Source organism: Leifsonia sp. 2MCAF36 (genome assembly GCF_052115525.1).
Classification (GTDB): domain Bacteria; phylum Actinomycetota; class Actinomycetes; order Actinomycetales; family Microbacteriaceae; genus Leifsonia.
Genome location: NZ_JBFRGV010000001.1, coordinates 351,885 through 367,410, shown reverse-complemented (window position 1 = coordinate 367,410; position 15,526 = coordinate 351,885). Strand labels below are relative to the sequence as shown.

General features: G+C 66.9%; 11 protein-coding genes. 7 read left to right on the top strand and 4 right to left on the bottom strand.

Features of this window, described 5'->3' with window-relative positions:
* Positions 1-44: 44 nt before the first annotated feature.
* The 3 genes from AB4079_RS01660 to AB4079_RS01650 form a co-directional block, all read right to left on the bottom strand.
* Positions 45-650 carry a TetR/AcrR family transcriptional regulator gene (locus tag AB4079_RS01660; protein WP_441785538.1) on the bottom strand — a complete coding sequence of 202 codons (606 nt, stop codon included), beginning with the start codon at positions 648-650 and terminating at the stop codon, positions 45-47.
* Between the two features lie 70 nt (positions 651-720).
* Positions 721-1,572 (bottom strand): alpha/beta fold hydrolase, encoded by an 852-nt coding sequence (locus tag AB4079_RS01655; RefSeq protein WP_441785537.1) that lies wholly within the window; start codon positions 1,570-1,572, stop codon positions 721-723.
* A 30-nt stretch (positions 1,573-1,602) separates the two neighbouring features.
* Positions 1,603-2,619 (bottom strand): NADP-dependent oxidoreductase, encoded by a 1,017-nt coding sequence (locus AB4079_RS01650; protein WP_441785536.1) that lies wholly within the window; start codon positions 2,617-2,619, stop codon positions 1,603-1,605.
* Positions 2,620-2,790: 171 nt separating this feature from the next.
* Between AB4079_RS01650 and AB4079_RS01645 the strand changes: the two genes are divergently transcribed.
* Positions 2,791-4,605, top strand: a complete 1,815-nt coding sequence (locus tag AB4079_RS01645) for an RICIN domain-containing protein (protein ID WP_441785535.1) — start codon at positions 2,791-2,793, stop codon at positions 4,603-4,605.
* Positions 4,606-4,669: 64 nt separating this feature from the next.
* On the opposite strand, the gene AB4079_RS01640 is transcribed toward AB4079_RS01645, so the two are convergent.
* Complete coding sequence (locus AB4079_RS01640) at positions 4,670-5,767, bottom strand: LacI family DNA-binding transcriptional regulator (RefSeq protein WP_441785534.1); 1,098 nt, start codon at positions 5,765-5,767, stop codon at positions 4,670-4,672.
* A gap of 129 nt (positions 5,768-5,896) precedes the next feature.
* On the opposite strand from AB4079_RS01640, the gene AB4079_RS01635 reads away from it, so the two are divergent.
* From AB4079_RS01635 to AB4079_RS01610, 6 genes are all read left to right on the top strand, one after another.
* On the top strand, positions 5,897-8,002 hold the full coding sequence (locus tag AB4079_RS01635) for a beta-galactosidase (RefSeq protein ID WP_441785533.1): 2,106 nt from the start codon (positions 5,897-5,899) through the stop codon (positions 8,000-8,002).
* Positions 7,999-8,931, top strand: a complete 933-nt coding sequence (locus AB4079_RS01630) for a carbohydrate ABC transporter permease (RefSeq protein WP_441785532.1) — start codon at positions 7,999-8,001, stop codon at positions 8,929-8,931. Before AB4079_RS01635 ends, AB4079_RS01630 begins: the two co-directional genes overlap by 4 nt.
* The gene (locus AB4079_RS01625) at positions 8,928-9,827 is read left to right on the top strand and encodes a carbohydrate ABC transporter permease (RefSeq protein WP_441785531.1); all 900 of its coding nucleotides are present in this window, start codon (positions 8,928-8,930) and stop codon (positions 9,825-9,827) included. The genes AB4079_RS01630 and AB4079_RS01625 overlap by 4 nt, the downstream gene beginning before the upstream one ends.
* Before the next feature lie 84 nt (positions 9,828-9,911).
* The gene (locus AB4079_RS01620) at positions 9,912-11,255 is read left to right on the top strand and encodes an ABC transporter substrate-binding protein (protein ID WP_441785530.1); all 1,344 of its coding nucleotides are present in this window, start codon (positions 9,912-9,914) and stop codon (positions 11,253-11,255) included.
* A gap of 96 nt (positions 11,256-11,351) precedes the next feature.
* A complete protein-coding gene (locus tag AB4079_RS01615; protein ID WP_441785529.1) occupies positions 11,352-13,445 on the top strand; it encodes a beta-galactosidase in 2,094 nt (697 codons plus the stop codon).
* A gap of 36 nt (positions 13,446-13,481) precedes the next feature.
* Positions 13,482-15,497, top strand: coding sequence for an RICIN domain-containing protein (locus tag AB4079_RS01610; protein WP_441785528.1), 2,016 nt, complete (start codon positions 13,482-13,484; stop codon positions 15,495-15,497).
* Positions 15,498-15,526: the final 29 nt, after the last annotated feature.

Here is a 15,526-nt window from a genome sequence, read left to right as displayed (position 1 = left end):
CGTTCTTCAACGCCGGCGAAAAGGCGAGAACACCCTGATCGGAGCTATCGGCCGCCGAGCAGCGCCGCGAGCTGTGTCGCGATCTCGTCCATCACGTCATCGACGGACGTCTCCGGGTTCGCGGCCGTAGCCATGCTGAGGAACAGGATCGCCGTGATGATGCGAGCACGGACGGGAGCCTCGGCGGGGGGGATCCTTTCGTCTCTGAGCAGTGTCGCACTCAGCAGTTCCTCGGTCCGGGCGACGATGGAGAGGGCCTCGCGGTGGTGGGGTTCCTCGGCATCGCCGAACGCCAACTCGCGCAGGTAGGTCCGACCGTTGTCGACCTGCACCCTGTTGCAGGCGACGATCGGACGGGCGATGCCGAGTACGGCCTGCAGGGTATCCGGTGTGGCCTCGGCCGCAGCGCGGCCCTCTTCGAGGGCGTCGGCATAGTGGGAGTTCTGGACGAGCAGGAGCAACTCGCTCTTCGACTTCGCGTAGAGGAACAGCGTCCCGGTTCCGATGTCCGCGCGATCGGCGATCTGCTGAGTCGTGACGTCGTCGATGCCGTGCACAGCGAACAGTTCCGAGGCTGCGGCGGTGATGCGTTCCAGTTTGGCCCGCTTGTTCCGCTCTCGGCGACCGAGTTCGGCGGTGACGTCGGGCATGACCAGCTCCTCGGGTCTCATCTGACTGCGCTCAGATATGAGCATAGCTACGGCGGCGCGCGGACGGGGGCTACGAGCCCAGGAACGCGACGGCGACGGGAGCGAACTTCTCGTGGAACTGGAAGATGGCGCCGTGGCCGGAGTCCGGGTAGATGATGAGTTCCGATCCGGCGATGCGGCGGTGGAGGTCCTCGGAGAGAATCGAGGGCACCATGCGGTCGTTGTCGCCATTGGCGATGAGCGTGGGCTGCGTGATGCGCGAGAGGTCCGACGGGGCCGACCGGCCGTACCTCTGGATGGCCCGGAGCTGGGTCTGGAAGGCGGGCAGTGCGATGTCCTTGTCGCGCGCGACCGTGCGCTCCTTGAGGCGCTGGATGAAGGCTTTCGCCGCACGCTTGCCGATCGCGTTCCGGTTGAAGAACAGGAACTCCTTCGGGTCGGAGTGAGTCAGCGTGGCGCGGACGATGTCCCAATAGGTGGTGGCGAGCACCTTGTCCATATCCTTGCCGCCGCGGGGGCCGGTTCCCGTGAGGACCAGCCTGCGAACGAGCTCCGGGTGTTTCAGGATGAGGTCCTGCGCGATCATGCCGCCCATCGAGAATGAGAAGACGTCGACGAGGTCGTGGCCGAGAGCTCTGATGAACGCGTAGGCGTCGTCGGCTGCTTCCTCGAGCGTTCTCGGGACCTTTCCGGAGGATTCGCCGACACCGCGTTGGTCGAAGGTGATGACGTGGCGGTGTTTCGCGATCGGGTCGACGATCCGAGGGTCCCAGTTGTCGAGGGTGCCGGCGAGGTGCACGAAGAAGACGACAGGGACGCCTCCCTGTGGCCCGAGCTCTCGATACGCGTAGGTGGTGTCGCCGACGGCGATGGTGCGCGTGGGCGCCTTGTCGTAGGTGGTGACGATCGGCTGGGTGTTCATGGTGTTCTCCTTGAGGGTTGCGCGTAGCGGTCAGTGACCGGTGCGGGGTGTGGTGGATGTGATGGTGGCGACGGTCTTGCCGCGCACGCCGCGGCCCAGCGCTCCGAGCTCGGCCGGGATGCGTTCGAACGGGACGACGCGACCCACGACCGGCCGGATGACCTGCTCGTCGACGAGGGCGGCGATCTGTCGCAGCTGCTCGCCGTCGGCGTGCATGAACAGGAATTCGTAGGTCACGCCGAGGCGTTTCGCCTGCGAGCGGATCGTTCTGCTCAGCCCGGCGAAGGCGACGCGGAGCAGCGGGTTGAGGCCGATCCGCCGTGCGAAGGCGGGGTCCGGCGGCCCGGCGATCCCGATCGCTTTGCCGCCGGGCGTGAGGATGCGCAACGACTTTTCGAGGTTCTCGCCGCCGAGGCTGTCGAGGACGAGATCGTAGCCGGACAGCTCGGTTTCGAAGTCGCCCGTGCGGTAGTCGATCACGACATCGGCGCCGAGTTCGCGGACGAAGTCCGCATCGGCCGCACTGACGGTGGTGGCGATGGTCGCGCCGAGGTGCTTCGCGAGCTGGATGGCGATCGAACCCACTCCGCCGGCGCCCGCGTGGATGAGGACCCTCTCGCCCGCCTGCAGCCGCCCTCGTTCGACGAGTGCTTGCCACGCCGTCAGCGCGACCAGCGGGAGCGAGGCGGCTTCGATCATGTCCACGGAGGCGGGCTTCAGCGCAAGATCGCTCTCGGCGACGGCGATGCGTTCGGCGAACGTGCCGACCCGTCCGTCGCGTGGGCGGCCGTAGACCTCGTCGCCGGGTGTGAAAGCGCGGACCTGAGCCCCCACTCGGATGACCGTGCCGGCCAGGTCATGTCCGAGGGCCTGTGGCAGTCGCAGGGGCAGGATCGGCTTGAACTGTCCCCGCCGGATGCCTTCGTCCAACTGGTTGAGGCCGGCTGCGTGCACGTCGACGAGAACATCGTTGGGCCCCACGACGGGCTCGGGGACGTCAGCCTGCTGCAGCGGCTGCTGGTAGGCGGTGATGGTGATCGCATCCATGGGGACAAAGCTCCTTGTCGTCTAAACCTGAGTGATCTCAATTATGAGTGTAGTCAGGTTTAAAGTCAAGCGGAGTCTGAACGGGCGCTTGCACATCCGAACTTTTATCGGTATCAATAGGACACTCGATTAACTGTTATCGAGAACAGTCACAACCCCAAAGGAGAGGTTTTGAACTCATCCACCGTGCGGCGGACGGTCGTCGGTCTGATCGCCGCTGCGGCTCTCGTCGCCACCACCGCCATCTCAGCGCAGGCATACAGTCCGACGCCGCGGACCATCTATCAGTTGCCCTCGAGCCAGGCCTGCCTGAAGGGCCGCGGCAACTGCGCCATCTACCCCAAGGCCGCCCAGCTGCCGAGCGGACGCCTTGTCGCCTCGTTCGAGCAGTCCACGGTGCCGTCCTCCGGAAGTGCGGTCGGACAGACGTTGCCCGTCTACAAGAGCGACGACGACGGCACCACATGGCAGTTGCTCTCGCAGGTGCAGGCCCCGGCGTACGCATCGACCGACCCGTCGGTGGCCAAGTACACCAGCGCCTGGACGAACCCCTACCTGTACGCGCTCCCGCAGCAGGTCGGCAGCCTCGCCGCGGGAACGTTGGTGATGGCAGCGGTCGTCTCAGGAGACGACTACTACTACCTGGAGCAGAAAGCGGCCAACCCGAACTGGACCCCGAGCAACGACGGCGACCGAAAGGACGTCGCGATCGCCCTGTACTCGAGCACCGACAGCGGCGCCAGCTGGAACTTCCTCAACATCCTGACCGCCGGTAGCTGGCAGGGCGGCAGCGCCGGAGCGATCGGGCAGAACGTCGCGGCGGCCAACACGTCCAAGCAAGTGGACCCGGTCTGGGAGCCCTACCTGATGGTCTATAACGGGCAGCTGGTCGCCTACTACTCCGATGAGAACGACTACACGGGGTACAACGCGAGCACCGGAGCGCCGACCATCGACCCCAGCAACGCGACGGCCACCGATTCGGACGGCCAGATCCTCGCTCACCGAACGTGGGATGGCACGAGTGCCGGCTGGAGCAGCCCCGTCGTGGATGTGACGGGCACCACGGTCACCATGGCCGGCGGAAAGACGGAGATCGGCGGCGGACGCCCGGGTATGGCGAACGTCGTGCAGACCTCGGACGGCAAGTGGATGCTGACCTACGAGTACTGGGGCGGCGGTGACAACGTCCGGTACAAGCTCGCGAGCGATCCTCTGCACTTCTACTCGACCGGCGGTACAGCCGGTACCGGGATCACCGGCCTCCCGGTGACCACCGGATCCGGAGCGCTCGCCACCGGGGGCAGCCCGGTGATCATCAGGCTGCCCGACGGCCGCATCCTCTTCAACGCCGCCGGGAGCGGCAACGTGTGGATGAACAGCTCCGGAAGCAGCACCGGATCGTGGACGGCGTACCAGACGACGCTGCCCGCGGCGTACAGCCGGAACCTGACCTACGACGCGACCACCGGCCGGGTCGTCATCCTCGCCAACCAGGGGACGTCGACGATCGTCGGCGGTGACGTCGACTTCGGTCATTCCACGGGCACCTACTACCAGATCGTCAACAAGCTCACCGGCCAGGTGATCGGGACGACGAACAACAGCACGGACGCGAACATCGGCAATGCGGATGTCCCCGACGTCCGGTTGGAGGCTGCGGGATCGGCCGGGAACCCGGACACGCAGCTCTGGCACATCACCACCAAGCCCGACGGCAACGTCACTCTGCTGAACAAGTCGGGAGGGCGGGCCGCCGAGATCTGGACGGGCAACGCGACCCAGGGTCAGAAGATCGCGCAGTGGGTCGACAACGTGTCGAACGGCCTCTTCACGATGGTGACCAAGAGCAACGGGTACGTCTACTTCCGAAGCGTGCAGACTCCGACGCTCTACCTGACCGGAACGGCCGCTGGGGCCTCCCTGACGTTGCAGCCGTCCGACAACGGCGCAGGGTCGCAGGACTGGCAGCTGGTCGCCAAATAGAAGCCCATGTACACGAGGGTGCCGGCTCCGAGGCGCACGGACGACGTCCGCGTCGCGTGCGTCCTCAGGGCCGGCGCACTCCGACCGGGCCGGTGGAGTCCCGCATCACCAGCGTGGGCGGCGGCAGGAAGCCGGGGCGGTCGGCGCCCTCTCCGATCTCGTTCAGCAGCGAGACGAGTGCGTTCTTCCCCTGCACCCGGAAGTCGAGGCGGACCGTCGTCAGCGCCGGAGTGAAGTACGCGGACTCCGGAGTGTCGTCCACTCCCGTCACGCTGACGTCGTCGGGGACGCGGAGGCCACGCTCCGCGAGGGCGTGGATGGCTCCGAGGGCCATCTGGTCGTTTCCGGCGACGATCGCGGTGGGCAGCGACTCCGCCGGGAGGGCCATGACCGCTTCGTAGCCGGAGCGCGCGGACCAGTCGCCCTGTGCCGTTCCGGCGGCGTGCAACCCGAAATGGCTGAGCGCCGCGTCGAACGCGCGCTGACGGTTCCTGGCAGCCGAATACACTTCGGGACCCGCGATATGAAACAGGCGCTCGTGGCCCAGGCCGACGAGGTGCGAGACCAGCTGGCCGACGCCAGGGCGGTCGAAGGACGATTCGACCTGGAAGTCCTCTTCTTCGGCCGCGATCAGGGCGGGCACGCCGAAGTCCATCTGCTCGAAGACGGCCTTCACGCTGTCCGTCGACGCGAAGGCCAGAATGCCGTCGAGGTCGTACTGCAGGAGTTGGCTGAGGGCCTCGTCGAGTTCGTTCGGGTCCGCCATGTCCAGGGCGATCACATCCAGCAGGTAGCCGGCCTCGCGCGCAGCGGTTGTGGCGCCCTGGATGATCAGGCCGGGCCCGTACTGGTTGACCTCGTGGGTGAGTGCGCCGATGCGGTGGGAGCGGCCGGTGATGAGCGCCCGGGCGGAGAGGTTGGGGCGGTAGCTGAGGGTCTCGAGCGCCTTCTCGATCTTCGCTTTGGTGGAGGCTCGCATGTCGAGTCCGCGCATGTAGCGACTCACCGACTGGTGCGAGACATCCGCGGCCCGCGCGATGTCGTAGATCGTCGTGCTCCGCCGTGCCGGTGCGGAGTCGGCTCGGCCGGCGTCGCGCGCGCCGGCTGTCGGCTCCGTTTCCGCGAGTTGCTCCTCCACGCCGTGCCCCCCGTCGGTGTCCATTCGGTCAATTCTCGTGCGTGACCATCATGGCACTTGCAATTGCCTACTTTTATCGGTAACAATGTACCGCATCCAGAAACTGTTATCGGAAACAGTTCGGAATCCACACACGACGGAGTACCCGCACCAATGCCCGCAACGACGCCCGCCCTCCCCCCGGAGATCCTGTTCGGGGTGGCCTACTACCCCGAATACCACCAGTCCGATCGGCTGACGCAGGATCTGGACCTCATGGTCGGTGCGGGGATCACGGTGATCCGTGTCGGCGAGTCGGTGTGGTCGACGTGGGAGCCCCGTGACGGTCACTTCGAACTCGAGTGGATGGCGACCGTCCTCGACGAGGCCCACGCCCGCGGCATCCGCGTGATCCTCGGGACGCCGACGTATGCCGTGCCGCCGTGGCTGCAGACCGCGTACCCGGAGATCGCCGGAGAGCGCGCGACAGGAGAACGCATCGCCTGGGGTGCACGGCAGGAGATCGACTACTCGCACCCGGCGTTCCGGTTCCACGCCGAACGCGTCATCCGGCGGATCGTCGGCCGGTACGCGGTCCACCCGGCCGTGATCGGCTACCAGGTCGACAACGAACCCGGACTCGAGCTCCTCCACAACCACGGTGTGTTCACCGGCTTCGTGCGGTCGCTCCGGGAGAAGTACGGCGACGTGCAGACGCTGAACCGCGAATGGGGCTTGACCTACTGGTCGCACCGCATCGACGACTGGAGCGAGCTCTGGCGCCCCGATGGGAACTCGTTCCCGCAGTACGACCTCGCCTGGCGCCGCTACCAGGCCGAGGTCACCACCGACTTCATCTCCTGGCAGGCCGGAATCGTCCGCGAGTACGCCCGCGACGACCAGTTCGTGACCACGTGCCTGCAGTATCCACGTCGCGGAGTCGACGACCGCACGGTGTTCCGCGGGCTCGACGTCGCCTCGGGCAACCCCTACTACGGGATGCAGGGCCGGCTCGATGCCTCCAAAGAACTGGACAGGCTCAACTACTGGACCACGACCGGCGTCGCCGGGCTGTTTCGCCAGGCCGATCGGCTGTACTCCTCGAAGCAGGCGCGCTACCTGATCACCGAGACCAACGCGCAGTCCATCGACGGGCCGACCTGCAACTTTCCGCCGTACCCCGGCCAGTTGCGGCAGGCGGCCCTCGCCTTCATCTCCCGCGGCGCGGCGATGATCGAGTACTGGCACTGGCACACCCTGCCGTTCGGCGCCGAGACCTACTGGGGCGGCGTGCTCCCGCACAGCCTCGTGCCGGGCCGCGTCTACGCCGAAGTCAGCGAGATCGGAGCACAGCTCAAGCAGCTGGGGTCGTCGCTCGACGGTTTCGTGCCCGACGCGGAGGTCGCCGTCCTGTGGTCGAACCCGAGTCGGTACGCGTTGCAGTTCATGCCGCCCTTCGGTCTGGGCGAGGCTGACGACTCGTACGAGCACCTGGTGGATGCGTTCTACCGCGGAGCGCTCGACGCGGGACGACAGGTCCGCATCCTGCACGTCGAGCAGGCGCGGGAGGCCGGAGTCCGCGAGCTCGTCCGCCGGTTCCCCGTGCTCATCGCCGCCGGGATGTACATCAGCACCGACGAGGACGTGGCACTGCTCCGCGACTACGCGGCCGCCGGCGGCCACCTCATCCTCGGCCCGCGGACGGCGTACGCCGACGACGAGGCTCGCGCCCGCGTCGAGGTCGCGCCGGCCGGGCTCGCGGAGGCCGCCGGGGTGAGGTACGAGGAGTTCTCCAACCTCGAAGCCCCGGTCGACATCGAGTCTCATCCCGAGTCGGGGATCCCCGCCGGAGCCCACGGCACGCTGTGGGTCGACGGGCTCATCCCGACCGGCGCCGAGCCGGTCGCCCGGTACGCGCATCCACGGTTCGGCGACTTCGCGGCCGTCACGAGCGCCGTTCACGGGGAAGGGCGCATCACCGTCGTCGGAACCGTGCCCGACGCCGCCCTCGCGGCGAGCGTCGTCACCGCTGCGGTGACCACGCCGCTGCGGTCGCCGTTCCGGCAGTCGGGCGGCGCGCTGACCGTGTCGTCCGGGACGGTGCAGGGAGCCCGCATCTGGTTCGTCTTCAACTGGGGCTGGGAGCGGCGATCACTCGTCGTCTCGTCGCCGGTCGTCGACGCCGTCAGCGGTGCGGAGATCACCGGTGGGACCGAACTGGAGTTGAACGCGTGGGACGTCCGTGTCCTTCGCGAGGAGTTTGAGGAGGCACGCGCATGACGGCCATTCAGGAACAACGACGCAGTGGTGTCGCAGCCACTGCCCTGACGACACCCAGGAAGGCGAAGCGGGAGTGGACCGGCTGGCAGTTCACTGCACCGTTCGCGGCCGTCTTCGTCCTGGTGTTCATCGCCCCGCTGGGGTACGCCCTGTACCTGAGCCTGTTCCAGAACAAGCTCATCGGCGGGAACGCCTTCGTCGGCCTCGAAAACTACGTTCACGCGCTGAGCGACCCGCAGTTCTGGGACGGGTTCGGCCGCGTCCTGCTGTTCCTCGTGGTCCAGGTGCCGATCATGCTGATCCTGGCCCTGGTGGCGGCACTCGCGATCGACGGTGCGCGGCTGTATGCGAGCGGCCTGTTCCGGATGGTCATCTTCCTTCCGTACGCGGTCCCGGCCGTTGTCGCCGTCCTGCTGTGGGGCTTCATGTACGGCAACAACTTCGGCCTGACGGCGAACATCAACCACTTCCTGGGGAGCGACGTGCTGCAACCGCTCAGCGGGCAGTGGATCCTCGCCTCGATCGGCAACATCGTCACGTGGGAGTTCGTGGGCTACAACATGCTCATCTTCTACTCGGCGCTGAAGACCATCCCGGCCGAGCTCTACGAAGCAGCCGAGATCGACGGCGCCGGACGACTCCAGGTGATCCGGGCGATCAAACTGCCGGCCGCGCGCGGCGCCATCGCGATCGCGACGATCTTCTCCATCATCGGCAGCTTCCAGCTGTTCAACGAGCCGAATGTGCTGAAGCCGCTGGCCAACAACGCCATCTCGTCGTACTTCACCCCGAACCTGTACGCCTACAACCTCTCGTTCGCCGGGCAGCAATTCAACTACGCAGCCACCATCGCCATCGTGATGGGCGTCATCACCGCGGTGATCGCCTACGTCGTGCAGCTGCGCGGCACCCGGAAGGAAGACCGATGACCACCACGCTTCGCACCATCTCGCCGAAGGCCCGGAAGGCGTACTCGTTCGCGCGCCCCCGGAAGTCGATCGTGCTGACGATCATCATGCTGCTCTTCCTGGTGTACGCCCTGGTCCCGCTGATCTGGCTGGTGATCAACGCCGGCAAGACGCAGGCAGACCTGTTCAGCACGTTCGGTCTCAGCTTCGGCAGCAAGTTCGCGCTCTGGGACAACATCGTCGAGACGTTCACGTACAAGGACGGCATCTTCCTGCGCTGGCTGGGCAACACGCTGCTCTACGTCGCCGCGGGTGCCGGGGGAGCGACGCTGTTGGCGACCCTGGCCGGATACGGCCTGGCCAAATACAAGTTCCCCGGCAAGAAGGCCTACTTCGCCGTCGTGCTCGGCGCGGTCGCCGTCCCCGGCACGGCGCTCGCGGTGCCGACCTTCCTGCTCTTCAGCCAGATGGGACTGACGAACACGCCCTGGTCGATCATCATCCCGTCGCTGATCACCCCGTTCGGGCTCTACCTGATCTGGGTCTACACGATCGACTCGGTGCCGACAGAGCTTCTGGAGGCGGCGCGCCTCGACGGCGCGAGCGAGCTGCGCACGTTCTTCACGATCTCCCTCAAGCTCCTCACCCCCGGGGTGGTCACCGTCGCGCTGTTCTCCATCGTCGCAACGTGGAACAACTACTTCCTGCCCCTGATCATGCTCAGCGATCCCACCTGGTACCCGCTCACCGTGGGCCTCAACCAGTGGAGCGCTCAGGCCAGCGGGGTCGGCGCCCAGCCGATCTACAACCTGGTCATCACCGGATCGCTGATCACCATCATCCCGATCGTCCTGGTCTTCCTCTTCTTGCAGCGCTTCTGGCAGTCCGGCCTGAGCGCTGGAAGCGTCAAGCAGTGACCCGAGAACACTGCGCGATGCCGCACTGATCCCTTCTCGAACAGCGAGGGACCTGCCCCTCCACAACGAAGTGAAAGGAAACACATGTTCACCATCAAGAAAGGCACACGCCGCGGTCGTGCCGTCGCAGCACTCGCGGTCGCCGCGCTGTCGGCCGTCGCACTGTCCGCCTGCAGCTCGGGTTCCACCGGCACGGGCGGGTCGGCATCCGACCTGGACTCCGCCCTCAAGAAGGGCGGCGACCTGACGTACTGGACCTGGACTCCGTCCGGCCAGGCCCAGGCCGACGCGTTCATGAAGGAGTACCCGAAGGTGAAGGTGAAGGTGGTCAACGCCGGAACCGCGACCGCCGAGTACACCAAGCTCCAGAACGCCATCAAGGCGGGCAGCGGCGCGCCCGACGTGGCGCAGATCGAGTACTACGCCCTCCAGCAGTTCGCCCTCTCCGACGGACTTCGCGACCTCAACTCCTACGGGCTCGGGGACCTGCAGGGCAAGTACACCGCTTCCACCTGGAGCGCCGTCAACATCGACAAGGGCCTCTACGGCCTCCCGCAGGACTCCGGGCCCATGGTCCTGCTCTACAACAAGGCGGTCTTCGACCAGTACGGTCTGACGGTCCCGAAGACCTGGGACGAGTACATCGCCGACGCGGCCAAGCTCCACCAGGCCGACCCGTCGAAGTTCATCACGAACGACGCGGGCGACCCCGGCTACGCGCAGCCGCTGATCTGGCAGGCCGGCGGACACCCGTACAAGACCAACGGTTCCAACGTCACCATCAACCTGCAGGACGAAGGCACCAAGAAGTGGGCCGACACCTGGAACAAGCTGGTCGAGCCCGGACTGGTGTCGCCGATCCCCACCTGGAGCGATGACTGGTTCAAGGCGCTCAACAACGGCACGCTTTCAACGATCGTCACCGGAGCGTGGATGCCCGGCATCATGGAGAGCTCCGTCAAGGACGGCGCGGGCAACTGGCGCGTCGCTCCGCTGCCCAGCTACGACGGCTCGCCGATCACCTCGGAGAACGGCGGAAGCGCCCAGTCCGTCACCAAGCAGTCGAAGAACCCCGCTCTCGCGGCCGCATTCCTCCGCTGGCTGAACAGCTCGGACTCCAGCATCGACGTGTTCCTGAAGAGCGGCGGCTTCCCGTCCACCACGGCGCAGCTCAACGCGGACAGCTTCCTCAACGAGGCTCCCTCGTACTTCGGCGGCCAGCAGATCAACAAGGTCCTCGTCGACGCGTCCAAGAACGTCGCAAAGGGCTGGGAGTACCTGCCGTTCCAGGTCTACGCCAACAGCGTCTTCGCGGACACGGTCGGTAAGTCCTACGCAGCCAAGAGCGACCTCAACGCCGGGCTGAAGGCCTGGCAGGACAACCTCTCCGCCTACGGCAACAGCCAGGGATTCACGGTCAACAAGTAGCTCCCCTGTGGGCGCCGGTTCGGGACCCGGCGCCCACAGCGGGTAACGCGCAGTTACCCGCATCGCTTTTCCGCTTCATCGACAGAAGGAACATTCATGGCCGAGAGCCGACACGCGTCACGCTGGATCACCTCGCCGACGGGCCGGCCCCGGCTCCTCTTCGGCGCGGACTTCAACCCCGACCAGTGGGAACGCGACGTCTGGCTCGAGGATGTCCGCCTGATGCGAAAGGCGAAGGTCAACATCGTCTCCGTCGCGATCTTCTCGTGGTCTCAGCTCCAGCCCTCCGCTGACGAGTGGACGTTCGAGTGGCTCGACGAGGTACTCGACCTCCTCCACGAGAACGGCATCTCGGTGGACCTGGCGACGGCGACGGCGTCACCGCCGCCGTGGCTGACCACCCGGCACCCGGAGATCCTTCCCGTCAACGAGCGGGGCGAAGTTCTCGCACCCGGAGGCCGCCAGCATTGGCGCCCGACCTCCCCGATCTTCCGGGAGTACGCACTCGCGCTGGTGACCAGGCTCGCCCAGCGCTACGCCTCGCATCCCGCCGTCGTGGCCTGGCACGTCAACAATGAGATCGGCTGCCACAACGCCTGGGATCACTCGGCAGACGCCACCGCGGCGTTCCGGAGCTGGCTGGCCGAACGCTACGGCGACATCCAGACCCTCAATCAGGCCTGGGGCACCGCCTTCTGGTCGCAGCGCTACTCGCGGTTCGACGAGATCCTCACCCCCCGGCTGGCGGCGGCCCATCCGAATCCCTGCCAGCAGCTCGACTTCAAACGATTCTCATCGGACGCCTTGAAGGCGCACCTCCGCGCAGAGCGCGCGGTCCTGCGCGAGTGGAGCCCCGACATCCCCGTGACCACGAACTTCATGGTCATGGAGGACATCACGGCCATGAACTACGCCGACTGGGCGGCCGACGTCGACTTCATCTCGAACGACCACTACGTCACGGTGAAGCCCACAGCGCGCGATGAGCTCTCGTTCTCCGCCAACCTGACGAGCGGGCTGGCCGGAGGGAGCCCGTGGTTCCTGATGGAGCACTCCACCGGCGCCGTGAACTGGCAGCCGGTCAACCTCGCGAAAGCGCACGGCGCTCTGGCCGCCGACGCCCTCACTCACGTCGCCCACGGCGCCGACGCGGTCTGCTACTTCCAGTGGAGGCAGTCCCGCGCCGGCGCCGAGAAGTTCCACTCCGCGATGCTCCCGCACGCGGGAGAGGACACCGAGATCTTCCGCGACGTCGCACGGCTCGGCGACACCCTGTCCGCGCTGGACAGCGTCGCCGGAAGCCGCCGAAAGCCGGCCGCGGTGGCCATCCTCTTCGACTGGGAATCCTGGTGGGCGAGCGAGCAGGACTCCCACCACACGAACCGCTTCCGATACCGGGACGAGGTGCTCGCCTGGCACCGCGCGGTGCTGGACGCCGGGCATCGCGTCGACCTGCTCCCCGCCGCGAGCCCGCTCACCGACTACCAGGTCGTCATCACGCCCGCCCTGCACGTCATGCCCCACGCCCTCGGACAGCGTCTGATCGAGTTCGCCACCGACGGCGGCCAACTGCTGGTCACGTTCAACTCCGGCATCGTCGACGAGAACGACCACGTCTGGCTCGGTGGCTACCCGGGGCTGCTCCGCGAGCTGCTCGGGATCCGTGTGCAGGAGATCCGGCCGTTGCTCGAGGGTCAGCGCACGCTCCTGGATGACGGCGCCCACGCGACGGTGTGGACCGAGCGGGTCGACGTCACCGACGCGGCGGTGGAGGTTCTCGCCCGCTACAGCGAAGGCGAACTGAGGGGACACCCTGCCATCACCCGGCGTGCCGCCTCGGCAGGCACCGCGACGTACGTCTCCGCGGACCTGGACGCACGCAGCAGGGCCGGCCTGATCGAGCGCCTCACGGCGGACGCCGGCATCGAGAGCGAGTTGCCGCATGAACTCCGCGGGGAGGTCGAGCTGGCGGTGCGTACCGACGGCGTCACCGAGACGGCGTTCCTGATCAACCGGTCGTCCCACCCGGTGGACGTCGGTGCGTACGGCCTGCCGCACACCATCGTCGGCTCCGCCGCGGACGAGCGAAGCTCCGTCCTCCCGTTCCCCGGCGTCGCGCTCGTCTCGACGACAGCGCCACTCGCCCGCCGGATCGCTGAGGACGGTGACCGGCAAGCCGTACCCGCCTAGCTCCACCCCACAACAAGACACGAGAAGGGAACAACGATGTTCATCACGGGTAAATCACTGAGAGCGGTGATCGCCGTCGCGACGACGGCGGCGGTCATCGCGCTGGGAAGCATAGGAGCGTCGGCGTCCGCGCAGACCAGCGCTCCCGCCACGGTGTTCGCACCGAGCGGTTCGGGCTACGAGGCGCCAGGCACCCTGTATCCGCGCGAAATAACGCTCCACCACAACGGTGACGCCAACGGGACCATTCTGGCGACCTGGGAGAACTACACCACGAGCACCCCGTACTTCCCGATCTACCAGAGCACCAACGGTGGCTCGTCGTGGTCGTCGCTGTCGCGGGTCACGGACACGGTGAACGGCTACGGGATGCGGTGGGAGCCGTTCCTCTACGAACTCCCTGCGGCGGTCGGCAGTCTGCCTGCTGGGACGATCCTCGCCGCGGGGCTGTCCGTCCCCGCCAACAAGGCCTCCACGGAGATCCTGCTGTTCGACAGCACGGACCGAGGGGCGACCTGGTCGTTCCTGAGCTCGGTCGCCAAGGGCGGAGCCGGACTGACCGATGATCCGAACACCCCCGTGTGGGAACCGTTCGTCATGTACTACCAGGGCCAGATCGTGGTCTACTTCTCCGATCAGCGGCAGAACTCCACCCACTCCCAGCTTCTGGATCACGAGACGTCGACGGACGGTATCACCTGGTCGGCGCCGGTCAATGACGTGGTCTACCCGTCCCAGGCGGCCCGCCCGGGCATGACGACGGTCGCCGCCATGAACAACGGCAAGTGGATCATGACGTACGAGCTGTGCCAGACCACGGGCGGCCCCTGCCCGGTCTATTACAAGATCGGTACGGACCCGCTCAACTTCAACTCAGTCGCAGGGCAGCAGCTGTCGCCGACCGATGGCTCCCACCCCTGCTGCCAACCGTACGTGGCGTGGACGCCGACCGGCGGAACGAACGGAACCATCGTCGTCAGCGCCGGCGGGCAGACGCCGCTGCTCATCAACACGGCGGGCGGAGCAGCCGGCTCCTGGCAGTCCGAGGCGTCGAACGCGCCGTACGGCTACAGCCGGTCGCTGATGGTGACCCCGGACGGCGGGTCGGTGATGACGATGAGCGGTGGGTCTCACGACAGCAGCACCCTCAACTCCGTCCAGTACGCCCTCGACAACATCGCCCCCGCGGTGTCGGTCGGGGCGACCTACACGCTGTCCAACGCGAGCTCGCACCTCGACCTGGCCATCGGTGGCGCGTCGACCGCAGATGGTGCGCAGGCCATCCAGTGGTCCGCCACCGGGGGAGCGGAACAGAACTGGCGCTTCGACCGCCAGGCGAACTCGTACTTCACGCTGACGAACGCCAATAGCGGAAAGGTGCTCGCGGTTGCCGGCGCGTCCGCGAGCAACGGCGCCCTCATGCAGCAGCAGGCCCGGGTAGCGGGCTCGGCGGCTCAGGAGTGGGCCGTCGTGCAGGGCACGGACGGAACGTTCACGATCACCAACCGCAAGAGCAACCTGCCGCTGGAGGATCCATCCTTCTCGACCGCCAACGGTACGGCCATGGACCAGTGGACGGACAACGGCGGGGCCAACCAGCACTGGACGCTGACGCAGACGGCGCTTCCCACACTCACCACCGGGAAGTTCACACTGCAGAACGGATTGGGCAAGTACCTCGAGATCCCGGGCGGGTCGACGGCCGCGGGCACGCAGGCGGACCAGTTCTGGTACACCAACCAGGACTGGCACCTCTGGACCTTCACCGCGGTGACGGGCGGCTACGAGATCGTGAACGCGAACTCCGGCCTCGCCCTGACCGACGAGTACACGGGTGGCAGCAGTGTGGTCGTCGACCAGCAACCTGTGACCGGCTCGGCGAAGCAGCTCTGGACTCTGGTGCCGAGCGCGTCGACGTATCTGGTCAAGAACGTCGGCACGGGTCGTTACCTGGCCACCGCGGGCGCATCCACCGCCGATGGTGCCCCGACCGTCTCGTGGACCGCGACCGGCGGCCCGGAGCAGGCCTGGACGGTACGGCGCATCAACTAGGGCACGGTGCGGGGTGCGGGCGATCCACG

What these genes read in the sequence shown, in the direction of transcription:
- AB4079_RS01660 (WP_441785538.1), bottom strand. Translation starts at nt 650, where the DNA reads ATGCCCGACGTCACCGCCGAACTCGGTCGCCGAGAGCGGAACAAGCGG.
- AB4079_RS01655 (WP_441785537.1), bottom strand. Translation starts at nt 1,572, where the DNA reads ATGAACACCCAGCCGATCGTCACCACCTACGACAAGGCGCCCACGCGC.
- AB4079_RS01650 (WP_441785536.1), bottom strand. Translation starts at nt 2,619, where the DNA reads ATGGATGCGATCACCATCACCGCCTACCAGCAGCCGCTGCAGCAGGCT.
- AB4079_RS01640 (WP_441785534.1), bottom strand. Translation starts at nt 5,767, where the DNA reads ATGGACACCGACGGGGGGCACGGCGTGGAGGAGCAACTCGCGGAAACG.
- AB4079_RS01635 (WP_441785533.1), top strand. Translation starts at nt 5,897, where the DNA reads ATGCCCGCAACGACGCCCGCCCTCCCCCCGGAGATCCTGTTCGGGGTG.
- AB4079_RS01630 (WP_441785532.1), top strand. Translation starts at nt 7,999, where the DNA reads ATGACGGCCATTCAGGAACAACGACGCAGTGGTGTCGCAGCCACTGCC.
- AB4079_RS01625 (WP_441785531.1), top strand. Translation starts at nt 8,928, where the DNA reads ATGACCACCACGCTTCGCACCATCTCGCCGAAGGCCCGGAAGGCGTAC.
- AB4079_RS01620 (WP_441785530.1), top strand. Translation starts at nt 9,912, where the DNA reads ATGTTCACCATCAAGAAAGGCACACGCCGCGGTCGTGCCGTCGCAGCA.
- AB4079_RS01615 (WP_441785529.1), top strand. Translation starts at nt 11,352, where the DNA reads ATGGCCGAGAGCCGACACGCGTCACGCTGGATCACCTCGCCGACGGGC.
- AB4079_RS01610 (WP_441785528.1), top strand. Translation starts at nt 13,482, where the DNA reads ATGTTCATCACGGGTAAATCACTGAGAGCGGTGATCGCCGTCGCGACG.